This window comes from Archangium violaceum Cb vi76, from assembly GCF_000733295.1.
Lineage (GTDB): Bacteria > Myxococcota > Myxococcia > Myxococcales > Myxococcaceae > Archangium > Archangium violaceum.
Genome location: NZ_JPMI01000213.1, coordinates 45437 through 68979, shown reverse-complemented (window position 1 = coordinate 68979; position 23543 = coordinate 45437). Strand labels below are relative to the sequence as shown.

Genomic DNA, 23543 nt, shown 5'->3' with positions numbered 1-23543 from the left:
GGCTCAGCCCGGCAGCAGCGCGGCGAGCAACTGGCGCACCTCGGTGGGGCCATCCACCCGGTAGCGGGCGCGCGTCTTCTTGCCGCCCGCGTGGATGGCGAGGCTCCCCTCGGGCAGCGCGGCGAAGAGGTCCTCGTCCGTGCGGTCATCGCCGAGGGCCACCACCAACGTGCCGGGAGCCATGCCCTCGGTGATGGTGCCCACCACGCGGCCCTTGTTCACCCCGCGCGCGCGCACCTCCACCACCTTGTCGCCGGGCAGCACCTCCAGCGGGCCGTGGGCGAACACCTCGCCGAGGTGCAACCGCAGCTCCATCGCCTGCCTCGCGCCGAACACCCGGTCCACCTGCCGGTAGTGCCACGCGAGCGACGCCGACTTCTCCTCCACCAGCGCCCCGGGCACACGCGCGGCGAAGGACTCGAGCACCGGCCTCACCAGGGCCTTCCAATCCGTGGGCACCCCATCCAGGGCCTTCCACTGCTGGCCCGGCGCGGAACGCGACCAGAGCCCGTGCTCGGCGTGCAGGCCCACGGGGAGCGCGCCGAGCCACGCCTCCAGCGTCTCCTTGGTCCGCCCGCTGACGATGTGCACCTGGGTATCGGGCCGGATGGAGAGCCGCTGCAACAGGTCCAACAGCGCCACGTCCGGCGCGGCCAGCTCCGGCCTCGGCGCGAAGGGGACGAGCGTGCCGTCGTAGTCGATGAGGAGCAGCAGGCGCTCGGCCTGGCGCATGCGCTCGAGCGCCACCTCCGCGCCCGCCGGCTCCACGCGCGGAGGGGCCACGGGGGTGGACTCGAGCGTTTCCAGGAAGGAGCGCACCCACCAGTGCACGTCGTACTCCTTCACGCGGGCGCGCAGGGTGCGCATGCGCGTGCGCCGCTCCTCCTGCGGCATCTCCAGCGCCGTCTCCAGCGCGTCCACCATGCTCTCCACGTCGTAGGGGTTGACGATCATCGCGTCCCCCAGCTCGTCCGCCGCGCCGGCGAACTCGCTGAGTATCAGCACGCCGTCCTCGTCCGGGCGCGCGGCGCAGAACTCCTTGGCCACCAGGTTCATCCCGTCGCGGATGGGCGTGACGAGCATCACGTCCGCGGCGCGGTAGAGCGCGGCGAGCTGCTTCTCGTTGAAGGTGCGGTAGAGGTAGTGCACGGGGACGTTGTGGACGCCGCCGTAGAGGCCGTTGATGCGGCCCACCAGCTCGTCCACCTTCTCGCGGTAGGCGGAGTAGTCCGCCACGCCGGTGCGGCTGGGCACGGCCACCTGGATGAAGCGCAGCCGGCCGCGCCACGCGGGCTCGCGCTCCAGCAGCCGCTGCACCGCCAGGAGCCGGCGGGGAATCCCCTTGGTGTAGTCCAGCCGGTCCACGCCCAGCACCAGCCGCTGCCCCGGGCTCTTCTCCCGGTGCACGCGCACCTCCTCGAGCACCCCGGCGTCGTTGGCCAGGTTCTCGAAGGCCTGCGCGTCGATGCCCATGGGGAAGGCCCCCAGCCGCACCTCGCGCCCCTCGTGCTCGACACGGTCCACCACCGTCTCCAGCCCCAGCAGCCGCATGAGGGTGCTGGCGAAGTGACGCACGTACGTGTGCGTGTGGAAGCCGATGAGGTCCGCGCCCAGCAGGCCGCGCACCAGCTCCACGCGGTGCGGCAGGCTGCGGAAGATTTCGCTCGAGGGGAAGGGAATGTGGTGGAAGTAGCCGATGCGCGCCTGGGGCAGCCGCGCCCGCAGGAGGGCCGGCACCAACATGAGCTGGTAGTCGTGCACCCAGATGGTGTCCCCGGGCTGGTACTGCCTCGCCACCAGGTCGGCGAAGCGCTCGTTCACCTTGCGGTAGACGTCCCAGTCCCGGTCCTGCCGGGGGATGCGGTCGAGGAAGTAGTGGCACAGCGGCCAGAGAACCTGGTTGGAATAGCCTTCGTAGAAGCGGCCGACCTCGCTGGCGCTCAGGTAGATGGGCACGCAGCGCAGCTCGGCGAGCTGGGCCTCCACGGAAGCGCGCTGCGGCGGCGTGAGGCGCGACACATCCCCGGGCCAGCCGATCCACACGCCCCCCGAGCGTTCATGCGGGCCGCGCAGGCCCGTGGCGAGCCCTCCGGCACTGCGGACCACGGAGACCCCATCCTTGTCCGATTTCACGGTGACGGGGAGGCGATTGGAAACGAGCAGGAGTCGGGACATACGTCCCTGTCCCTTACCCAGCCGCGCCGGAGATGACCACCCCTGAAATGGAGGCCATGCCACCTATAGAACCTTGTGCGGGCACGCGCGGCTCAGCCCCGGATGCCGAGCAGCACCATCATCGTCTCCACGGGAACCTGGCCGAGGCGCGTCCGCGTCTTCCCGTCCTCGAGCAGCGCCGAGCGATCGAACGTGGCGCGCTCGTACTGGAACATGAGATCGGCCCCGCCGCGGCCCAGCACGGGGAAGGACACGGAGAGGCCGTCCTGGCGGGGAAGGCCCGGGAGGGGCTGGACGAAACCCCAGCCCTGGACGATGAGCTGGTAGGGGCCCCAGAAGCGCAGCGCCACGCGCGCCGCGGGAGACACGTGCAGGTTGCCCGCGAACACGTCACCCGAGCGCACCCAGGTGTAGCCGGTATCCGCGCCCACGAAGAGGCCCAGGGAGCGCAGCCGCAGGCCCACCAGCCCCGTGTACCGGGCGCCGAGCCTCAGCGCCAGGCGGCCCTCCTCCTCCCCCTCCGCGTAGGCCGCCTGCTTGCCGAGGAATGCCCCCACGCCCGCGTGGAGCCCCAGCTCGTCCTGCACCGTGAAGCCCCAACCGGGCCTGCCCAGCCAGTTGGCCAGGATGGGCCCGAAGCACTCGACGCCCACCAACATCGCGGGCCGCTCCAGGGACGTCCCCCTCGTGCCCAGGTTGAAGCCGGCCAGCTTGAAGTGGGTGCGCATCCCCTCGAAGCCGGGCTTCACGCCATCCTTGTACTCCCGCAGGTTCGACACATCCGTCTCGAGTCCGCTCGTCCGGGCGAGGAGCACGGAATCCACGGGCACCACCAGCCCGGGCGGCGCGTACGCCAGGGGGCGCTCCGGCGCGTCCGCCGCGGGCACCGCGCGCGCCACGCCCTCCAGGGACAGCACCCGCTCGACGGTGGCGGCCGACAACCCCTGGGTCCGCTCGAACCAGGCCGCGGCCTGCGCCTCGGCCCTGCCGTCATGGAGCACCGAGCGGACGAAGGCCTCGGCCGCCACGTCCTCGTTCCCCGCCGCGAGCGCCGCCGCGCCCTCGGCCCGCGCCAGCCTCGCCCGGTGCGCGCGCACCTCCCGCGCCAGACTGGCGGACAGCTCGCCAGCGGCCTCGGAAGCGGCGGACACGAGCGTCCGCGTGGCGCCGAAACCGGGCGTGAAGTCCTGCTGCCCGGTGCGCTCGCGCTGGCCCAGCTCGCGCGGCGGCAGCCGGTACGCCCACGCCTCGGTGACGTCCTCCCGGCGGCGGGTGAAGGGCACCCGCAGCTCCGTGCCGTCCTCCCAGCGCAGCGTGGCCACCCCGGACACCTCCGCCGTGGCCCGCCACTTGCGCACCGGATAGGAGAGACGGCCCGTCACCTCCCGCACCTTGTCCACGAGCCGGGTCTCGTAGAGGGGAATGTTGCGCGTCTCGTAGTCCGGCACATCGCACAGGCCGCGCCAGACGTACCCGTCGATCGACGCGGGCTTCGAGCACTGCTCCTTGTGGGAGCCCACCTGCACGCGCTCGGTGCGGTAACCGGCCTGGACGACGACCTCCTCCTGGTAGCTCTGCTGCGTCTGGTACGCCACCTCCCGCGTCTCGCCCCCCTGGGACTCGGAGGCGGCACACCGCGACAGGACGATCCCCACCCGCACCTCGCGCGAGCCCCGGGACAGGGAGCGCGCGAGCACCTCGGCCGCCGAGGAGCAAGAAGGGGCCGTGGAGAAGGAAGGCTGGAGCGTGAGCGCGGTGCGCCAGCCATCCCCCAGGGCCTGGAGCTCGGCACCGAGCTGACGGCGGGGCTCCTGCGCGCCGGAGAGCGTCGCCGCGAGCGCCAGGTGCAGGGAGCGCCGGTAGCCCGGGGGAAGCTGGCGCGCCTGCTCCTGGTGCCACGCCACGCCCTGCTGGAGCACGCTCCGGAGCCGCTCGCGCACCGGGTGGCCCTCCTCCACCCGGGCCGCCAGGGGACTCAGGCGATCCACGGCGGCCAGCCAGCGGTGGGCCTGGACGTCGCGCTCGGGCTCCTCCATCAACCGGGCCAGGGCGGCATCGGCGGTGCGCTGGAGCAACGCGAGGGTCTCCGCGGGAGCGGCGAGCCGCTGGCCCTGCTCCCTCAATGACAGCACCCGCTCCAGCCACGCGGCGGCATCCGGGCCGGGCGGAGGAAGGGGCCCGGGAGCCAGACGCCGGAAGTCCGCGTCGAGCAACGCATCCACGGAGGCGGGGAGCTTGCGCTCGCGCAGCCGGGTGCGCAGCGCGAACAGCTCCTCGATGCGCGCCAGGCTCCGCTCCGCCCCGACAGGAGGAAAACCCACCGCGAGGGTGCGCTCCAACGCCGTGACGAGCTGCTCCACCGCCCGCTGCGGCGCATGCTGCGCGAGCGCGAGATCCACCAGTGACAGGAGCACCCGGGTGCGCTCGGACACCTCCGGAGAGGTGGTGGCGGCGAGCCGCTCGGGCAGGGTGGCGTCGACGGTCGCCGCATCGAGGCGGCGGAGGAAGGCGCGCGTGATGCGGTCGGAGCGCACCTGCTCGCGAAGCCGGAGCAGCGCCGTGACGTGCGCCAGCGGAGGCATGGCGTCCCGGCGCGCCAGCTCCGCGTCGAGCATCGGGCCCCACCTGCCCTCGACGAGCGCCGTGCGCTTCTCCCGGAGGCGCTCGTACTCGAAGTCCACGAGGATCTCCCCCTTCATCGCCTTCTCGTACTCGGCGATGGCGCCCGGCTCGTCGCCCCGGGACAGGGCGCGGTCGCCCAGCGACTCGTGCACGGGCGCACAGGCGGAGAGCAGGAGCACGGCCAGCAGGGAGGCGTGGACGGCGGACCCGAACGAAACACTTGTCGTCATGATGGCGAAGCTTCTCCCGGTGGGCCGAGCTCGGAAAGGCCGGCCCCTATGGCGCGAGCCTCACCCGCGCGAGTTGCACCTCGTGGTCCCCCAGGTTGTTGCGCGGGGAGAGGTAGGGCTTGGGGAAGACGCTCTCGAAGAGCACGTCCACCCCGGTGGAGGTGGGAATGAGCGCCACCCGCTCGGCCAGGGTGCCCGGCCGTGGCGTCCACGTGCTGGAGCGCACCTCGCACGAGAGCGGCCCGCAGCCATGGGTGGCCCGGCCATCGTAGAGGGCCAGCGAGCAGCCCTCTCCCTCGCGGCGCGTCTGCACCGCGCCCACGCACAGGGACACGCTCGAGCCCACCAACAGCTCGTCTCCCAACGCCCAGCCACTGCCCGTCCAATGCGCCACGCGCAACGTCCGCGCGTCCCCGGTACGGCGGGCGAGCGCCAGCACGGGACGTCCATCGAACAGCGTCACCGCGGAGAGGCCCGGCAGCGGCAGCAGGTCCGGGCTCTCCGTGTAGACCTCCCCTACTCCGGGCAGCGAGGGGTCGACGAGCGCCAGCGTCTCCACTGAGTCCGTGCCGGCGCCCACGCGCAGCACGGCGTGGACGCCATCGGTGCGCTCGGCGACGAACAGCCCGTCCCCCTCCGCGGTCCCGGTGAGCCGGATGCCCCTGGGGAGCACGCCGGTCAACGAGTACGGCCCCGCCAGCGCCACCTGGACCGCGTCCGCGTCGAGCGACAGCCCGAGCCGCGCCACCGACGGGGGCGCGCTCGCGGACTGGGCGTAGACGTAGAGGGCGTCCCGGGCGGCCAGCGCCGTCAGCCCGGTGCTCCCGCTGCGCCACACCTCGCGCCACGTGGAGCCCTCCAGCGCATGGACGCGGAAGAGGCGCGCCCCGGTGTCGTACGTCGCCACCACCGGCACCCCACCCACCGCCGTGAGGCCCTCGATGCGCCCCTCGAGGCCCGCGGTGTCCGCCAGGACGAGCGCGGGGAGCTCCACCACCTCGAAGGGCGAGCCGGTGTCCGGTACGTTCCGCACGGCGCGCAGCACCCGCACGGTGAAGGAGGTGGGCGGGGACCAGTTGCCGGTGCGCGGATCCTGCACGAGCGCGCGCAGCGACACGAAGGCCGCCTCGCCGCTGACGTGCACGCGCGGAACGTCCGTCCCGGCGTCGTAGTCGCGCGTGTCGAACCAGCGCTCGCGCAAGCCCAGGCCCAGCGGCGTCAGTCCGGGCGTGTCGAGAACCGCCTTGAGCTCCAGCCGGGCCGGCGAGGGAATCAACCCGGTGGAGTCGCCCTGCACCGTCCACTGCGTCGCGAGCGCCCCCACCCACGTCTCCCCTCCCACCACTCCGCCCAGTTGTCCGTGACGCGGCAGGCCGAGCCGCTCCGGCCTCAAATCGAAGAGCCGCGCCCGCTCGTCGGCGAGCAGCGTCACCTGGACGCGCAGGGGAGGACTGCCCGGATCCACACGCGGCAGCACGGCCTCGTGCGCTCCGGGAGCCAGGCCCTCGGGCCAGCCCAGACGCACCTCGGTGAAGTTCTCCGCGAGGACGCGGGCCGGCAGGCCGCCAATGGAGGCCCCCGACGTGGCGAGGCGAGGCCGGAACGTTCCCCGCAGCACGCAATAGCCGGCGCGGGACGTACGGCAGGAGGAATGCACCTCCACCCCGTCCGGCAGGTAGGAGGCCTCCTGGGCCAGGTTCTCGGCCCCCGTCGCCTCGCCCTCGCGGAAGCCGAGCGTCACCGGCGCGCCCTCGTTGCCGCGCCGGGCCGGCCGCGCGTCATCCGCCTCGAAGACGAAGACATCCCCGTCGAGCACGTAGACGCGCGTGGCGTCCCCCACGTCGCGGACCTGGAGATCCGTGGGGTGCATGAAGCCCTCGCCCACCACCGTCCAGGGCGTCTCGTCGGGCGCGTCGAAGGAGCGCCGCAGCACCTGGCCGCGCAGCGCGTCCACGACATAGAGGCGGCCATGGTGATCGGTGGAGAGCGCCGCCACCTCGCCGGGGTAGCTCCAGCAGCGGCGGCCCGGGGTATCGCAGGAGGCCAGGTCCACCCGCTCACGGGCCACGTCGATGCGGCCGATGCGCGTGACGCCCTCCACGGGGACGCGCGTGGTGGCGAAGACGTAGGTGCCATCGTGGCCGAAGCGCCCGTACGGCGGCAGCACCGTCGCCCCGCCCACGCGCGAGAGCGGCGCCTCGACGATGACGGAGCCGTTGTGGCCCGAGGTGACGAGCATGTCCGCGGTGCCCGACAGGTAGCGCCCCCACCCCACGGGCACGTGCGCCGTGTAGCCGGTGGGAACGCGCGGCCGGACCTCCCCGGACTTCGCCCCCGTGCCGGGATTGAGCTGGTGCACGACCGTCTCGTCACTCAGGCCCCCGGTCTTCCGCCCATCGTCATCCTCCGCCACGTGCAGCACGCCGCCGAGCAGGCTCACGCCGTACAGGAACGAGATGCGCTCGCCCTCGAGTGGACCGGGGGTGATGTCGAACAGCGGCGCCTCATGGTCGGGCGCGGCCCACACCTGGCGGTGGGTGGCCACGTACGCACGGCCCTTCGCGTCGAGGGTGAAGCGATCTCCCCGGCGGCTCATGTCGTTGCGCCGCGCGTACACGTAGGCGCGCCCCGGCTCGAAGCTCGCGGGCGAGCCCGGCGTGAGCGCGGCGAGCGCCCCGTCTCCCTCGGAGAAGCGGCAGAGCAGGTGGCGGCGCACGCCCGGCGACGGCTTCTCCACCCGCGCCAGGAGCGCGTGCGCCCCATCGGGGCCGGGAATCACCGACACGAAGTCCCGCAGGGGGACCTCCCCGGCCTGGGCCTCCACCACGTCGAACACCAGCCGCCCCTGGACGAGCTCCGCGCGCACCCAGCGCGCCGTGCCGGGCGGGCTGGCATTCGTCTCGCGGATGAGGTGGACGCGGCCGGCCGCATCGAATGCCAGCAGCGAGGGCGGAGCGGCTTGCAGCGGTGCCCGCACGAAGGTGGCGCCGTCATCCTCCGACACCGCCAGGAAGTCCTCGCCCGCATAGGCGATGCGGCCCCCCGGCCCGAGCGCCGCCCTCGTCCCACAGGGCAGCCGCGGCTCGTCGTGGACCTCATTGCACAGCTTGCGCAGCGGGGCATTGCCCTCCGCGAGCCACCAGCCGCGCGGCCCCAGTTGCAGGTAGAGCGAGCGCGCCCCCTGGCGCACGTGCGGGACGAACACGGTCCGGTTGCCCGTCACCGTGTCGGTGAGCAGCTCCTTCCCGTCATCGAAGGCCCGCCACGTGACACCGTTGTCCGTCGAGGCGAACCACCCCTCGTGCAGGACGGAGGCGATGATCGTCGTGTCATCGAGCCGGTGCACCGCGACGGGGCTGCGCATGTCCACGGAGACCCTCGCGAGGTCCGGCGGAAGCGCACCGCCCTCGCGCGTCCCGCCCACCAGCCGCTGGAAAGTGCGTCCCCCATCCCGCGAGCCGAACACCATGTCCGCCACCTTGACGCCGCCGCTGTCCGCGAAGAGCACGACGCGCAGCGCATCGATGGGCCGGACGCGCCGGGGCTTGAACGTCCGGTCCCTCGGGCCGTTGGTGATGCCCGGCATTTGCAACAAATCATCGGTGTAGATGCGCGAGAAGGAGCGCCCCCCATCGGACGTCCGGTACGCCCCCAGCGCGTTCTCGCTGAAGAAGACCTCGGGAGACCCGTCCGCGGCGGGCACCAGCTCCTCGTGGTGGAAGCCGTTCTCACATTCGAGGCCCACCCGCACGGTTCCCCGGAAGGACTCTTCCGGCGCGGGTTCCGTGACCTCGCAGGCCACGAAGAGGACGAGCGCGAGCGCGACGAGGAGGGCGCGCGGAGCGGTTCCCTGGTGCAAGTTGAATCCCCCTGGAGAGCGGTCCAAAAGACCAGGAGGATGACCGTGGGGGGCGCCCAGAGTCAACGCGGCATGAGCCCGGAGAGCGAGGCCCGGCCCGTCTCCGGCGCCTGGGCCGCGCCGCGAGACCACCCGAGCCGCGCCAGCAACCGGGGCTCCCGGCTCGTCTTCCAGATGAACGCGTCCAGCACGTAGTGCGTGGCCTGCGGCAGCGCGAGCAGCGGCACCACGAGCGCCAGCACGTCCGGGGGCAGCACCAGACCGGCCTCGCCGAAGAGCAGGGGCCGCTCGTGCCACACCAGCTTGTCCCAGAGCAGTTCCTCCCCGAAGGCGAGCACGCACAGCACCCCCAGGAAGCCGGGCAGGCCCGCGCGCACCACGGGCCCCAGCCAGCCATAACCGCCCTCGGCGAGCCGTCCACGCGTGTAGCGGAAGAGCAGCGCGAAGTAGGGCACGCCGTGCAGGACGACGTTCATCACCGTGAAGGCGAAGTCGTCCCGGGCCACCACGATGCCACCGAACCACGTCACCCCCGTGGCGAGCACCAACAGCACCTTGCCCACCTGGAGACCCTCGCCGCGCAGGACGCGCGCGCACTGGAAGCCCGCCCACGCGGCCAGCACCAGCCCCTGGAGGACGAGCGCCCCGGTGCCCACCCACGCGGGCAGGCCGGAGACGAAGTCGTTCTCCACGAACCACCAGAAGGCCCGGGGCAGGTTCGCGTGCCACCAGAGCACGGGGCCGAGGGTGGCGGCGTAGATGGCGGCGGCGTCGAGGACGCGCTCGGTGTCCGAGACGCGGGCCTTGCGGCCATAGAGGGCCACCCAGCCGTACTGCTGGCGGATGAAGTGGAAGAGCGCGGTGTACGCGAAGAGCCGCCAGAAGGTGCCCGGGGAGAGCAGGTACGCGAGCACCCCCAGCAGGTACGCGGCGAGCGGGGCGGTGATGTAGAGCCCGGGCCGGCTCCGCAGCTCGTCCCCGTCGAGGTAGGTGCGGAAGAGGGTGGACCAGACGTGGGCCACGTCGACACAGACGACGAACAGCGCCCACGCCCACAACGGTGTATCCCCCACGGCCCCCAGCGCGGGCGCGGCGAGCACCAGCACCACCGACACGAGCGCGCTGCCCGCGAAGACGGCGAGGTCCACGCCTCGCCCGAAGAGCCAGGCCTGGGAAGGAGCGAGAAAACGAGACATCACCCCGGAGGGTACCAGCACCGAACGTCGAATGGAGGGCCGACGAATGGACCGCTGCTGAACATGCATGCGGCCAGCTTCTTTTTTTCGCCCCCGCCCGCCTGCCGGACAGGGAAGCTCCGGCGCGCCCCGAATCCCCGCTCCTCGTGGAGTGCCATGCTTCCCGACTCCTCCATCACCTTCGATGACTCGCGCTGGCCACTCCGGCTCGTACGGTTCGTGGGAACGCCCTCGTCCCGGCAGTACGAGCACTACCTGGAGACGGTCACCACCAGCCTGCGGCGGCGGGAGCGCTACCTCAGCGTCACCGACCTGACCCGGGGAGGACTGCCCACGCCCGAGCAGCGGCAGCGGCAGGTCCTCTGGCTGCAGGAGCACGAGGGCCTCATCCGCGAGGTGGTGCTCGGGATGGCGTTCGTCATCACGTCCCCCGACATGCGGCTGTCGGTGAGCACCGTCATGCACTTCAAGCCGCTGCCCGTGCCCTACTTCGTCACCGCCCAGGAGGGGGAGGCGATGGGCTGGGCGAGCGCGCGCCTCGAGGAGCAGGGACTGGGCCTCTGTCCGCATGAGCCCAAAGCTGGAAGCGGGCCCCGCGTGGCGTCAACATCGCCCCGCTGATGCCTTCAGACCCGACGCCTCCTCCCGCCAACTTCCGCCGCCGGCTCCTCGCCGTGATGCTCGTCACGGGACTGGTGCCCCTCGTGCTGCTCGGCTTCATCGCCCGGCAGGCCCTGGAGGATCTGCTCTCCGTCTCGCTGACGCCCGTGGAGCAGGTACTCGAGGACGTGTCCGCGGGGCTCGCCCGCGAGGGCCGCTCCCAGGCCACGCTGGATGAAGCGCGCCTCAACCTCGCCCAGGCGGAGCTCGCCCGCCGTGCGCTCGCGCGCCGCACCCCCTGGCTCATCGCCGTCCTGCTGCTCGTCTCGGCCGCAGTGCTCACCGCCGCCGCCGTGCTGCTCGGCCGCGCCCTCACCCGCCCCGTCTCCACCCTCACCCGCGGCATGTGGGCCTACGCGCGCGGCGAGTTCTCCGTCCAGCTCCCCGCCCCCGACTCGCCCCGCGACGAGCTGCAATTCCTCCTCGTCCAATTCAACCGCATGGGCCGCGAGCTCGCCGCCCAGCGCGAGCGCCTCAAGGCCGCCGAGCAGATAGCGGCGTGGCAGGACGTAGCCCGTGCGCTCGCCCACGAGCTGCGCAACCCCCTCACCGGCATGAAGCTCGCGCTGGCGCGGCTGTCGCGCGGGGACACGCCCCCGGATGCCACCCGCCTCACCGAGTCCGTGGCCCTGCTCCAGGAGGAGGTGGAGCGGCTCATGCGGATGACACGGAGCTTCTCGGACTTCGCCCGCCTGCCCGCGCCGCGCTTCCAGCCCGTGGCCCTGCGCCCCCTGCTCGCCGACGTGTGCTCCCTCTACCAGGACACCTCACCCGTGCCGGTGGAGCTGCGACCCGGCCCCGAGCCCTCGCTCTCCGCGGACCCGGACGGCCTGCGCCGCCTCTTCGGCAACCTCGTCAAGAACGCCACCGAGGCCTCCACGCCCGGCTCCGCGCCCGTGCACATCTCCATTGAGGCCCTCTCCGCCGCGGTGCGCGTCTCCATCCGCGATGGCGGCAGTGGGATTTCCGGCGTGCTCGAGGGCCCCGCGCTCACCCGGGGCCTCTTCAGCACCAAGCCCGAGGGCAGCGGTCTGGGACTGCCCATCGCCCAGAAGATCGTCCACGAGCACGGCGGCACCCTGCGCCTGGAGCCCGCGCCCGGAGGCGGCACGATCGCGCTCGTGGAGCTGCCCCAAGCCCCAAACGCACCGGAAGGAGCATGATCGACATGAGGAGCAGTGGAAGCAGGACGGGGCGCACCTGGAGGCTGGCGGGTTTTCTCCTGGTGCTCGTGGCGGCCCTCGGTGCCCGGGCGGAGCCGCCCGCCTCCAAGCTCCCTGGCCGGAAGCCTGACTCCAGGGAGCCCTGGGGCGCTTTCCTTGGCAAGGCCGCACATTATGCCATTGGCAGAGAGTACCAGAGGCAGTACCCCTTCAACCCCGTCTTCCTTGATACAGACCTCTCCACCATTGTGGGGGATGGGAAGTTGGGGAATTCCAAGCGTCTTTCGAAGTTCGTGAGGCTCTTGCGCCCGGACATCACGGACACCCTCACCCTCGTGCTGTTCGAGATCAAACCAGACGATGAGGCGTCACGCAGTGAAGGGAGAGAACAGGCGGGGCGCTATCTGGCGGCGCTCAATGAAGTCGTTGAGCCTGACAAGAAGCTCGCGGGAGGCACCGGCTTCGAAGGGTCGCTCTTCCTCGAATTCGAGAACGGGGGCGCACTCTGGAGGTTGTCCTGGCGCACGCCTGAGCCCGGAGTAACGCTGTACCGCTGGAGCTACCGGCGCAAGAAGCCCGGTGCTTCCTGGAAGGAGCGGGCCGCTCAGAAGGAAGAGGAGGTGCCCCGGGAAGAGGTAGAGCAGCGCGGCGAATTGGCCGAGCAGGCGATCCGGGGCGCTTATGAAGGAGGCGAACGTCCCAAGGGCTTCCAGGGCCAGGTCTATTTGCCCGCGGACTGCCGCTGAGCGGGCGGGAGGCGTCTGCGCTCCTGGCGCGAGCGAAGTGTCTGGCGCTTGAGGCACATCTGACCGCTGTGGTAGGGCGCAAGGCCATGAACACCGAACACTCCCAGGTACTCGAGTTCCCAGCGTGGCTCTACGGCACCAAAGCCGCCATCCGCCGCAAGGTGGGTGCCGAAGGCCTCTGGTGGGCCCGGGAGTACCTCAAGACCGGTGCCTTTCCCCAGCCCCGGGAGATCCGCCAGGTGCAGCCCGGCGAAGTGCTGGCAATGCACTCAGGGGCCGACTTCGACACGGGTGACCCCCGCTGGCGGATGCACATGTTCGGCGGCGTCTTCATGTACTTGGATGAGGAAGTCCCGGACGAAGAGCACCAGCGCATGAGAGACACCTTCGAGTCCTTCTGTCTGAGCACCCCTTGGGGGGCCATCGAGCATGTCGTGTCTCCGCATCCCTTGCGGAGCGCTGAGCGCATGGCGAAACGGTTCGCCGCCGTGCTCCGCTTCTGGGATGTGCTCCAGGGCCTTCGCTACGCGTTCTGGTCATTCGATCAGAAGTACACGCTGGAAGAGCTCATGGATGACATCTACCGCAGGACCCTGGAGGCCTGGTGCCCCGGAGGCCCTGCCTCGGTCCGCGAGCACATGGTCCTGACGGTGGAGCGCATGTCTCGCGCTACCCGGGAGGATTGCATCGAGGCCCTGCTGCGAATGATTCCCTCCCTGGTCGCGGCGGTCGCCGATTTCAAGCACCCCGAGGTGCTCAGCGACCCAGGCTTCCTGCGCGAGCGTCTCTCCACGCTTCCCGCGAAGGACTTCGATGATTTCTCCAGTGCCTACAAATACACGGTAGCCGTGCAGTTGGCGGCCTGGGACAGGGCGCTGGGGCGGCATTAGCATCATCCAGCCCCTCAGTCCTCCACCCACCTCGGAAGCTCGACCGTGAAGCTCGAGCCCTGGCCCTGCGTGCTCTCCACGCGGATGTGACCGCCCAGCTGGGTGACGATCTGCCGCGAAATCCACAGCCCCAACCCCAGCCCGCCGTAGTGCCGCTCGGACACGGCCCGCTCGAAGCGCCCGAAGATGCGTGCCTGGTCCTCCGGGGAGATGCCGATGCCCTCGTCCCGGACGCGCACGCACACCCCCTCGGGCGTGGCCATGGCGGAGACCTCGATGGGCCGGCCCTGCCCGTACTTCATCGCGTTGCCGAGCAGATTCGTCAGCACCTGATCCAGCCGCGAGCGATCCCACCGTCCGGGGAGCGGTGACCGCAGCTTCAGCACGAGCGGACAGCGCACCTTCTCCAGCTCCGGCCCCATGCGCGCCGCCACCTCCTCCACGAGCGCCGACAGGTCCATCTCCTCGAGCACCATCGGCAGGCGGCCCGAGGTGATGCGGCTCACGTCCAGCAGATCTCCCACCAGCCGGCCCAGACGCTCGCCCTGGCGCTGGCACGTGACCACCCACTTGGACAACCGCGTGGGGTCTCCCGGCGTGGCGCTCTCGCGGACGAGCCGCTGGAGCCCGAGCTGCAGCGCCGTGAGCGGCGTGCGCAGCTCATGGCCGGCGATGCCGAGGAACTCGTCTCTCAGGGCGATGGCCTCCCGGGCCTCGCGGTAGAGCCGCGCGTTGTCGATGGCGTAGGTGGCGTGGGCGGCGTACTCCTTGGCGAAGGTGAAGTCGTCCTCGGTGCAGACCCGCTCCGGCGAGCCCAGCAGGAGCACTCCGACCACGCCCTGCGGGGTGGTGAGCGGAATGAGCATCACCGAGTGCACGCCGAGCGAATGGCACGGGCCCTGCCGCTGCGCCTCCCCGCCCGCGTACCAGCTATCCACCTCCTTGAGCACGGGGATGAGGCGGGGCCGTCCCGTCGTCATGGCCTCGTGGATGGGATGACCCTCGGGAATGGCGAAGGTGCGGGCCACCTCATCGGCGATGTGCTGGAGCGCGGGGTCCGCGTGCGTCACCGTCAGCATCCCGAGCGTCCCATCCGGCCGCCAGCCACAGAACGCCGCCACGTTGGCGAGCGCGGGGACGCATAGACGCACCAACGTGCGTGAGGTCTGCTCCTGGTCCAACGACGAGGAGAGCGCCGCGCTGGACTCGGCCAGGAAGCGCTGCGCCTCCGTGGCCCGCTTGCGCGCGGTGACGTCCTGGATGGTGCCAATGGCGCCGCGGGAGCGGTGCGCCTCGTCGAAGAGCGGCACCGCGGAGATGACGAGCGTGCCCCGCCGCTGTCCGTTGACCTCGAGCTCCAGCTCCACGTCGAGCACCTCCCGGCCCGTCGCCGCCGCCCGTTGCATGGGCAGCTCCTCGGGAGTGAGCGCATGACCTTTCTCGTCGAGGTAGCGGATGGGCTGGCGCTCGCCGTCCGGGGCGCTGAGCGAGATGTTGCTCTCGAGCGGCAGGCCGTGCACCCGCGCGAACCAGGCGTTCTGCAGGATGTGCCGGCACTCCTGGTCATAGGCGATGCCGATGCCCACGGGGATGACGTCCAGCAGCGTCTGGAAATCCGCGGCCTGACGCTGGGCGTGGTAGCGGGTCCGCTCCAACTCCTGGCGCAACCGGTCCGTCTCGAGCGCGAGCGCCACACACCCGGCCAGGTCCTCGGCGAGCGCCAGCGCGTCCTCGTCCAGGTGCAGCCGCGGCTCGCGCGAGGCGAAGGAGAGCACCCCGACGAGCGCTCCACGGGACCGCAGGGGCACCGCCATGCAGTCCAGCGGCTCCGCGGCCTGAATGCGGGGGAGCTCCTCCTCGCTCGAGGACAGGAGGACCGCCACCTGCTCATCGGGCCCCTGGAGGAACTCGGAACGGCCCGAACGCGCCACCCGCCGGGCCAGCAACGAGGGAGCGCTTCCCCGAGGGCCATGGAGCTCGCCATGGGGAGCCCGGAAGGCCGCGACCCGCTGGAGCACGCCGTCCTGGAGCACGTCCAGGTCACACCAGTCGCCCAGCTCCGGCATCACCCCCCGGCCGAGGCAGCGGAACACCTCCTCCCGAGAGGCGCACGAGGCCAGCTCGCGGCTCATCCGCCCGAGGAACTGGCTGCGTGAGCGCAGAAGGGACAAGAGGAGGCCTGGTCTCTCCAGACTGGCGCCAGGCACGGATGGCAACTCGAGCTCCAGCATCTGTCCCACCTCCCAGGGGAAGGTCCGGTGGGAGCGTAAGCAAGCAGGGGAGCGCCATGCACGCCTGCTCGAGCCGAAAAGCCCGCCATGCCCCCATGCCGTACCTTATCCACCCACTCCTGGGAGAAACAGGGAGCGGCCCGCCCCCCACTCCCCCGCCACGGCCCCGGCTCGGCCGTGCGCTACGCTGGGCCCGTGAACGCCCCTCTCGCCGCCCCGCGCTCCCAGACCTCCGGCCCGCGCATCCTCCTGGTGGATGACGACCCTGGTGTCCTCAAGGGTCTGCGGGGCCTGCTCTCCGATGAGGGCTTCTCCCCCGTGGAAGCCCGCTCCGCCGCCGAGGCCGTGCGTCTGCTCGACGCGCCCGGCGAGCCTCCAGCGTTGATGGTGCTGGACCTGCGCATGCCCGGAGAGACGGGGCTGGAGCTGCTCGCGCGGCTGCCCCGGCCGCTTCCCGTGCCAGTGGTGGTGCTCTCCGGCGAGGCCTCCCCCGCGGAAGCCGTGCAGGCCCTGAAGCTGGGAGCCACCGACTTCGTGGAGAAGCCGCCCTCGCCCGAGCGGCTGCTCACCGCGCTGCGCAACGCGTTGGTGCTGAGCGAGCTGCGCGAGGAACAGCAGCGGTTGCGCGAGGAGCTGGCCCGGCCCGGGCACCTGGTGGGGGACAGCCCGGCCATGGAGTCCTTGCGCACGCTCATCGCCCGCGTGGGCCCGAGCGACGCGGCCATCCTCATCACCGGAGAGACGGGCACGGGCAAGGAGCGCGTGGCGCGGGCGCTGCACCTGGCCTCCGGACGCAAGGGGCGGCTGGTGGCGGTCAACTGCGCCGCCATCCCCTCCACGCTGCTGGAGAGCGAGCTGTTCGGCCACGAGCGCGGGGCCTTCTCGGGCGCCACGGCGCGGAGGCTCGGCCGCATCGAGCAGGCACACGGCGGCACGCTGTTCCTCGACGAGCTGGGGGACATGCCGCTGGAGCTACAGGCGAAGCTGCTGCGCGTGCTGGAGACGAAGGAGGTGGAGCGGCTGGGCGGAGGGATGCCCATCGCCGTGAATGTGCGCATCCTGGCGGCCACGCACCGGGACCTGGCGCTCGCGGTGCGCGAGGGGCGTTTCCGGCAGGACCTCTACTTCCGGCTCAACGTGCTGCCGCTCACCCTGCCCCCCCTGCGCGAGCGGCCCGAGGACATCCTCCCGCTGGCGCGTGCCTTCGCGGCGGAGCTGGCCGGGCCGAACGTGCCACTGGTGCTGGCGCCCGGCGCCGAGGAGGCCCTGCGCGCCTGGCCCTGGCCCGGCAACGTGCGCGAGCTGCGCAACTACATCGAGCGCCAGAACCTTCTGCGAGGCCAGGGTCCGCTCTCGTTGACCCCCGAGTCGCTCACGGGCGCGGCGGCGCTGACGGCGGCGGCCCCCGCGCGGCTGGTGCTCGGGCAGAAGAGCTACCGCGAGCACGTGGACGACTTCGAGCGCACGCTCATCAAGGCGGCGCTGGAGGAAGGAGGCAGCATCGCCGGGGCGGCGCGCCTGCTCCAGGTGGACCGGGGCAACCTCCACCGCCGCCTCAAGGCGCTCGGCATCCCCGCCACGTGAGAGGAGGCCGTCTCCTCAGTGCTCACGCAACGCGCTCAACACCTCGCGGGCCACGGCCACGGCCGCGATGTCATCCGCACATCACCCCGCGACATCAGGATGTGGAGATGACATCCTCCAAGCGGAGCGGCCCCCTGTGGTTTCGCGCACTTGCAGCGTCCGCCGGCCTGGAACGCCTCATGCTCTTCCCGTCCCGCATGAACCGCATCGCACACCTTCTCTGCTTCCTGTCACTCGCGGCCAACGCCCAGGGCATCGCCGCGCCCCAGACCCCCGAGCCCTCCGGCAAGGACGGCACGACGCCTCCGCCCGCCGCCCAGCAGGCGCCACCGTCACAGCCACCAGAAGATCCCTGCCTGGCCGAGGCGGACAGCGAGTCGGACTCCGAGGTGCTCGGCGCGCTGCGGCTGAGCGTCAACGGGGAGAACCGCGCGCTGTCGGACGTGAAGCTCGAGGGACTCCAGCGCATCCCCGAGCCGGTGGTGCGCGCACTGGCTCACGTTCCGGAGAAGGGCACGCTCTCCCCGGAGCAGGCGGCCCTCCTGCTCGAGCGGCTGGCGCGCACGGGGCTGTTCACGAAGGTGACGCCCACGGTGCGGCTCTCGGAGGGCTCGACACCGGTGCTGGTGGTGGCGCTGGAGGAGCAGCCCCACGTCACGAGCGTGGACATCACCGGCCTGCAGAAGGACGAACTCCAGGACGTCCAGGAGCAACTGTTCCGGCTGCCACCGTCCGCCTCCTCCCACGAGGACGGCGACGACGATGACGATGACGACGACGACACGGTGGCCAACGTGCGCCTCGGGAAGGAGGGAATCCGGGTACACATCTCCTCCCGGAAGTGCCTGGAGCCGGACCCGCCGAAGGAGCTGCTGGCCTGGTTCGATGACGAGGGCCAGTTCCACCCGGGCATCGTGTGGAAGGGCCTGCCGGAGGCGCTGGAGCGCGCACAGGATGAGATCGAGGACGAGGGCTACCTGCTCGCGCGCCTCGACGCCACGCTGACGCCGGAGGGGCAGCTGCGGCTGAGGGTGGACGAGGGCAAGGTGGAGGCGGTGGAGGTGCGGGGCGTGGAGGAGGACGTGGCGGCGCGGGTGCGCGAGGTGATGGGCATCAAGCCCGGCGACGTCCTGCTGCGCAGCGATCTGCGCCGGGCGGAGGAGCGCCTGGAGCTGGAGATGCCCTTCCTCAAGCTGAAGGACGTGGAGACGGAGTCCAGGCCGGACACGCGCTTCGAGGAGGTGCGCGAGGAGAACGGCGGGAGGAGCTACCGGCCCGTGGAGGAGAAGCGGCGCGAAAAGAAGCACGAGCACGGGGACGACGACGTGGAGCTGTCCTGGGAGGAGCTGGCGGAGAGTTGGACGCGCGACTCCGGGGACGAGGCCATCACCGCGGTGGGCCGCCGTGTGGTGGTGCACGTGCGCCCGAGGGGCTCCAGCTTCAACGCGGAGCTCATCCCCATGCACACACAGGTGACGGGCTTCGCGCCCGGCCTGTCGGGCTCGCTCAAGCTGTGGGACGTGCACAATCGGGCCCACGTGACACTGGACGGGGCGCTGACCATTCCCCTGCGCTGGGGCGGCCAGCGCATTCCGGGCGACCCGGAGCGCACGGCCTTCCAGCGGCGGCTCAACTGGCTGGTGGGGGCGAAGGTGGAGGTGCCGGCGGTGCGGCTCGCGGAAGTGGGCGTCCAGCTCTACGACTTCACGGACACCAACGACCGGTGGCGGATGGGAGCCATCGACTCGTACATCTACTCCGCGCTGCTCAACCGCCCGGACTCGGAGTACTTCCGGCGCAAGGGCTTCACGGGCTTCGCCACCTGGCGCCTCTCGCCGCAGTGGCGGGTGGGAGCGGAGTACCGCCGGGACACGTATGACTCGCTGGTGAGCTTCTCGCCGCCCTTCTCGCTCTTCCGGCGTGACTCGGCCCCCTTCCCCAACCCGCTGGTGGACGAGGGACGGATGACGTCGGTGGTGGGACGCCTCGAGTACGCGAGCGACGAGAAGCGGGCCGAGCGCACGGGCCCGCTCTTCCGCAACCCCGAGCTGTCCCTGGTGCGGCACGGCTGGGATTGGCCGGAGCGGACGGCATTGCGCAGCCTGCTGACGGTGGAGGTGGGCAGCCCCGAGCTGGGCGGTGGCGCGGAGTACCGCTTCTGGAAGGTGGTGAGTGACAACGTGCTGTACGTGAACACCGGCCACGATGACGGCCTGCGGCTGCGCGTGCGCGCGGCGGGCGGCCAGGACCTGCCCCTGCAGAAGCAGGAGGCCCTGGGCGGGTGGAGCGCGCTGCGCGGCTACGCCTTCAAGGAGTTCCGCGGGGACGCCTCGCTGCTGGCGAGCGCGGAGTACCGGTGGAGCTTCATTGGAGTCTTCGCGGACGTGGGCACGGTGCAGCGGAAGGAGCTGGGCTGGATGGATCCGAAGCTGGGCGTGGGCGCGCAGGTGTACTTCGGGGACTCGGTGCACCTGTCGGTGGCCTGGCGCACGGACGAGCGCGCGACCATCAGCCCCGAGGCGCGGCTGCTCTTCGTCCGGCCCTTCTGAGACACCATGCGGTCAACTGGCACGAGCAGACGGAGAAGACCCGGCGTGGCGCTGGTGGCCGCGCTGGGTCTGCTCGCGCCCACGGCCCGGGGCGAGGAGGCGCCGAAAGTGACGTGCTCGGCGGCGCGGGCGGGGCGGCGCGTGACGGTACGGCCCGAGGCGCTCGCGCTGGTGGCGCCCGAGCTGGAGCGGTTGATGCGGCTGGGGCTGGCGGGGCGTCTGGAGTTGGAGCTGACGCTGCTGCGGCGCCGGCCGCTGTGGTTCTCCGAGCGGATGGACGCGGCGAGGCTGACACAGGTGCTGGCGTACTCGGCGAAGGAGGGCCGCTGGGTGCTGGACGGCAGGCCGCTGGCGGGCGTGGGGACGCTGGAGCTGGAGCGGGTGGCGTGGACGCTGGAGGAAGAGCCGGAGGCCGATGCCAGCTTCGAAGTTGAGGTGGGAGTCCGGCTACAGGTGGTGACGGCGGCGAGCCTGGGGAAGGTGGCGCAGTGGCTCACGCAGGGGGAGAAGACGGAGGCACAGCGCTCGGCGCTGACACGGGGCCTGCTGCGCACGGTGGCCGAGGATCTCACGCGCCGGGCCGAGGGCCGCTGCTTCGTCCAGCGCCCTTAGTTCGAGTTTCGCAGTTTTTGGCGGCGGTCAAGCCGCTGCCTGCACTCGCTGGTGGTGCGCTCGAACGGCCCGCTGTGGGCCTGGGGCCAGAATTCCTCCGGCGAACTGGGAGATGGCACCACGAGCAGCCGCCTGACACCCGTGCGGGTGCAAGGTCCCTGAAGTCTGGTTGGTCGCGGTGGGGCGGGAAGCAACACCGCCCCGCCGGAGCACCCCTGACCGCCACGCGCGCAGCGGGCCGTGGGGGCAGTCAGGAAAACGTGGCATGATGGAGGACAGTGCCCACGCTCCAGGAGGCTCCGCATGTCCGGTACCATCCGCCCCGGTGTTTCCTCTCTCTTCCAGACGGCCACCCAGGTGGTCAACACCGCCAAGGAGATAGCGAAGACGGTGAGCGACCAGGTGACGTCCGCGGCCCAGAATGCCGCGAGCACGGCCCAGAGCGTCTTCGAGGCGGCCAGCAACGCCGCCCCGCTGGTGGACCTCAGCGGAGGCACGCCCGCCCCGGTGCAGGGCCCGGTGGTGCGTGATGGAAGCCCGGCCACGGCCCTCGGTTGGGCCAACGAACGACTGGGCAATACCGGCTACGACGAGCAGTGCCTCGACTTCGTGAAGGGTGCGTACGCCATCCACCAGACCGCCGCGCGCTCTCCCGAGATCAACTTCGCCAGTGGCACCAACAACGCCATTGGCGCTTTCAACGGTCTCGAGGCGAACGGGAAGATAGTGCCGCCGGACTCGGGCATTCCGTTGCGCGCGGGCGACATCGTCTTCTTCGGAGCCGACGAGAAGAACGACATGGATGGACACATCTGCATCGCCACCGGCAACACGGCGGCGGATGGCACCCCCGAGGTCATCACCTCCGGCTACCCCGGCGCCCCGGGCGTGCACCTCTCGTCCATCGGCCAGCTCTCCGAGGAGTCCGGCCCCTATATCGGACACACCACGCCCGAGCTGGCCTTCGCGGAGGGAACCTGGCCGGGGAGCCCGGAAGCCAGGCCCACCAGCACGCAAGGGGCCACCAACCCCGCGGGCAATGCACCCCAGGCGTGGAACAACACCTGCGGCGCCAACGCCCTCATGTCCATGGAGGCCGCGGTGGACCCGGAGCGCGCGGCCCAACTCGCGGCCATGTCCCCCCAGGAGCGCGCGGAGTACGAGGGCGCGGTGCTCCGCTCGGATCCGGAGAACCGCTTCACGCTCGGCACGCGGCCGGGCGGCACCACGCAGGGCTGGGGCACGTACATGATGAAGCGCCAGGTGAGCGAGCGCTTCGGCGGCGAGGCCACGGAGATCCAACCCCACAACCGGAGCCAGGCGGTGGACGCGCTCACCACGCAGCTCGCCGAGGGCAAGCCCGTGGCCATCGGCCTCGCCGGCCACTGGATGAGCGCCACGGCCATGCGGGACGGTGAGTCCGGGAGGGAGCTCCTCATCCACGACTCGTGGACGGGCACGAGTGCCTGGGTCCCCGAGGCCGACCTGCGCCAACCGGGCAGCGGCTGGGTGCGCACACACTTCCCCGGCGCCCCCTTCGAGGGGGCCATCCAGTCGCTCGTCGCCCCGGGGCAGCCCGTGTTGGAGCCGGGCTCCGTCTACCGCGAGGCCGAGGCCGGCATGCTCGAGGGCGTCCGCGCCGAGATGAGCTGAGCCCCCGACAACCCGGGGAGGCTTGACGCGTCAACGTCCGGTCCTGACGTGTCAGCGAGGCCGTAGCGTGGGGACGTCCCATGCTTCTCGCCCGGTTGGGCGTGCAGGTCATTGGCCTGGTGGATGCATTGAAGGCCCTGAGTCCGCGCGGAATCCATTCGCTCGCGGATGTCATTCCCATCCACCAGGAGAGCGCTCATGGCCACCCAGTATGACGACTTGTTCTTCCGCACCAACCTGAAGGACCACGGGGAGGTTCCGTCGCCTCCGCTGGCCTACGAGTCGCCGGACATCATCCCCTCCGGCATCTACCCCGTCTCCAATCCGCAGGCCCACTTCGCCAGCAACTACGACCAGGACGTGGGACAGAATCTGGTGACGGGCGGCCCGAACTACATCTACCTGCGCATGAAGAACCTCGCCCAAGGCGCGGAGGGCGGGACGGTGTCGCTGTACTACACGCCGGCCAGCCTGGTGCTCTATCCCAACAAGTGGCAGAACAACCAGCTCAAGACCAGCGATCAGCAGACCGGGGTCTACGTCCAGGCCAGCAAGACAGGCGACATCGCCGTGACGGACAACCCGTTCGTCTGGGAGCCGTCCGCCATCAGCAACGACCACTACTGCCTCATCTCCCGGGTCTCCACCAAAGAGCACCCGAACGAGATCCCCGTGGTGGGCAGCTACAGTGACATGACCGACTTCATCCTCAACCACCCGGGCTTCGGCTGGCGCAACGTCAGCCTCACGGACGTCAACGCGCCCACCTTCGACACGTCGGTGGCCTACGCCCAGGGCCAGGATGCCGGACGTATGGTGTTCCAGCTCGAGTGCACCAACGTCCCGGGCGGCGCCAGCGTCGCCTTCTCCTCCGGCACGCCCGTCACCGGCGGCAAGCACATCGTCCTGGAGAAGACGACCGTGCCGGACAACGAGGGAAGCTGGAACACGTCCGTCACCTGCGACGTTCCCGCCAACTACGAGACGAACATCATCTACTCGTACTGGGCCAATGGCACCAGGCCCCCGCCGGGATTCCAGATCAAGCTCAAGGTCATGCACTACGTCGACGACAGCAGCCGGTTCTTCCAGCGGCTCCACACGCCCGAGCGGCTCGGTGCGCCGCCGGAGCTCGCACTGATGATGCGCGGCAAGCGCGGCATCGTGCTCGGCTCACACGTCACCGTGGGCCGCTGAGCCACCCGCGCGGCATCTCGAAGCGGCCATCGGGACGGGTTGTCCGACCGTCACCGATGGCCGCTTTTCTCATGCCCGCGGCCCGCCCGCGCCGCGGGGCTCCCATGACACGACGAAGCGGCCACCGGGGGCGGGCGCGTTGCCCACTCCCGATGGCCGCCAGGCTCCAACCCGTC

14 protein-coding genes and 1 pseudogene are annotated in these 23543 nt (G+C 71.2%); 10 read left to right on the top strand and 5 right to left on the bottom strand.

Annotation, left to right across the window (positions count from 1 at the left end; all coding sequences use genetic code 11):
• Positions 1–3: 3 nt before the first annotated feature.
• From Q664_RS27995 to Q664_RS27980, 4 genes are all read right to left on the bottom strand, one after another.
• Complete coding sequence (locus Q664_RS27995) at positions 4–2175, bottom strand: bifunctional alpha,alpha-trehalose-phosphate synthase (UDP-forming)/trehalose-phosphatase (protein WP_043402453.1); 2172 nt, start codon at positions 2173–2175, stop codon at positions 4–6.
• Between the two features lie 92 nt (positions 2176–2267).
• Entirely contained in the window at positions 2268–5027 is a 2760-nt protein-coding gene (locus Q664_RS27990) for a hypothetical protein (RefSeq protein WP_043402450.1), read from the bottom strand.
• 46 nt (positions 5028–5073) lie between these two features.
• Positions 5074–8886, bottom strand: coding sequence for a hypothetical protein (locus Q664_RS27985; RefSeq protein WP_043402447.1), 3813 nt, complete (start codon positions 8884–8886; stop codon positions 5074–5076).
• Between the two features lie 62 nt (positions 8887–8948).
• On the bottom strand, positions 8949–10082 hold the full coding sequence (locus Q664_RS27980; RefSeq protein WP_043402444.1) for a hypothetical protein: 1134 nt from the start codon (positions 10080–10082) through the stop codon (positions 8949–8951).
• A gap of 156 nt (positions 10083–10238) precedes the next feature.
• On the opposite strand from Q664_RS27980, the gene Q664_RS27975 reads away from it, so the two are divergent.
• The 4 genes from Q664_RS27975 to Q664_RS27960 all read left to right on the top strand — a co-directional run bounded on the left by Q664_RS27975 (position 10239) and on the right by Q664_RS27960 (position 13541).
• Complete coding sequence (locus tag Q664_RS27975; protein WP_043402441.1) at positions 10239–10703, top strand: SpoIIAA family protein; 465 nt, start codon at positions 10239–10241, stop codon at positions 10701–10703.
• On the top strand, positions 10703–11905 hold the full coding sequence (locus tag Q664_RS27970; RefSeq protein ID WP_043402438.1) for a sensor histidine kinase: 1203 nt from the start codon (positions 10703–10705) through the stop codon (positions 11903–11905). Before Q664_RS27975 ends, Q664_RS27970 begins: the two co-directional genes overlap by 1 nt.
• Positions 11902–12651, top strand: a complete 750-nt coding sequence (locus Q664_RS27965) for a hypothetical protein (protein WP_043402435.1) — start codon at positions 11902–11904, stop codon at positions 12649–12651. The genes Q664_RS27970 and Q664_RS27965 overlap by 4 nt, the downstream gene beginning before the upstream one ends.
• 86 nt (positions 12652–12737) lie before the next feature.
• Positions 12738–13541 (top strand): hypothetical protein, encoded by an 804-nt coding sequence (locus tag Q664_RS27960; protein ID WP_043402432.1) that lies wholly within the window; start codon positions 12738–12740, stop codon positions 13539–13541.
• Between the two features lie 14 nt (positions 13542–13555).
• Here Q664_RS27960 and Q664_RS52730 read toward each other — a convergent pair whose 3' ends face one another.
• On the bottom strand, positions 13556–15712 hold the full coding sequence (locus Q664_RS52730) for a sensor histidine kinase (RefSeq protein ID WP_160174521.1): 2157 nt from the start codon (positions 15710–15712) through the stop codon (positions 13556–13558).
• Positions 15713–15967: 255 nt separating this feature from the next.
• Between Q664_RS52730 and Q664_RS27950 the strand changes: the two genes are divergently transcribed.
• The 6 genes and pseudogenes from Q664_RS27950 to Q664_RS27930 all read left to right on the top strand — a co-directional run bounded on the left by Q664_RS27950 (position 15968) and on the right by Q664_RS27930 (position 23367).
• Complete coding sequence (locus tag Q664_RS27950) at positions 15968–17356, top strand: sigma-54-dependent transcriptional regulator (protein ID WP_052518749.1); 1389 nt, start codon at positions 15968–15970, stop codon at positions 17354–17356.
• A gap of 197 nt (positions 17357–17553) precedes the next feature.
• Positions 17554–19905, top strand: coding sequence for a BamA/TamA family outer membrane protein (locus tag Q664_RS27945; protein ID WP_043402517.1), 2352 nt, complete (start codon positions 17554–17556; stop codon positions 19903–19905).
• Positions 19906–19950: 45 nt separating this feature from the next.
• Entirely contained in the window at positions 19951–20517 is a 567-nt protein-coding gene (locus Q664_RS27940) for a hypothetical protein (protein WP_235216902.1), read from the top strand.
• A gap of 42 nt (positions 20518–20559) precedes the next feature.
• A pseudogene (locus Q664_RS55235) lies at positions 20560–20673 on the top strand (hypothetical protein); the annotation flags it as partial.
• Between the two features lie 147 nt (positions 20674–20820).
• Positions 20821–22170, top strand: coding sequence for a hypothetical protein (locus Q664_RS27935; RefSeq protein ID WP_043402426.1), 1350 nt, complete (start codon positions 20821–20823; stop codon positions 22168–22170).
• 198 nt (positions 22171–22368) lie between these two features.
• On the top strand, positions 22369–23367 hold the full coding sequence (locus Q664_RS27930) for a hypothetical protein (protein ID WP_043402422.1): 999 nt from the start codon (positions 22369–22371) through the stop codon (positions 23365–23367).
• Positions 23368–23543 lie beyond the last annotated feature (176 nt).

Coding starts and splice junctions, on each gene's coding strand:
- Q664_RS27995 (WP_043402453.1), bottom strand. CDS start 2,175: ATGTCCCGACTCCTGCTCGTTTCCAATCGCCTCCCCGTCACCGTGAAA.
- Q664_RS27990 (WP_043402450.1), bottom strand. CDS start 5,027: ATGACGACAAGTGTTTCGTTCGGGTCCGCCGTCCACGCCTCCCTGCTG.
- Q664_RS27980 (WP_043402444.1), bottom strand. CDS start 10,082: ATGTCTCGTTTTCTCGCTCCTTCCCAGGCCTGGCTCTTCGGGCGAGGC.
- Q664_RS27975 (WP_043402441.1), top strand. CDS start 10,239: ATGCTTCCCGACTCCTCCATCACCTTCGATGACTCGCGCTGGCCACTC.
- Q664_RS27970 (WP_043402438.1), top strand. CDS start 10,703: ATGCCTTCAGACCCGACGCCTCCTCCCGCCAACTTCCGCCGCCGGCTC.
- Q664_RS27965 (WP_043402435.1), top strand. CDS start 11,902: ATGATCGACATGAGGAGCAGTGGAAGCAGGACGGGGCGCACCTGGAGG.
- Q664_RS27960 (WP_043402432.1), top strand. CDS start 12,738: ATGAACACCGAACACTCCCAGGTACTCGAGTTCCCAGCGTGGCTCTAC.
- Q664_RS27945 (WP_043402517.1), top strand. CDS start 17,554: ATGAACCGCATCGCACACCTTCTCTGCTTCCTGTCACTCGCGGCCAAC.
- Q664_RS27935 (WP_043402426.1), top strand. CDS start 20,821: ATGTCCGGTACCATCCGCCCCGGTGTTTCCTCTCTCTTCCAGACGGCC.
- Q664_RS27930 (WP_043402422.1), top strand. CDS start 22,369: ATGGCCACCCAGTATGACGACTTGTTCTTCCGCACCAACCTGAAGGAC.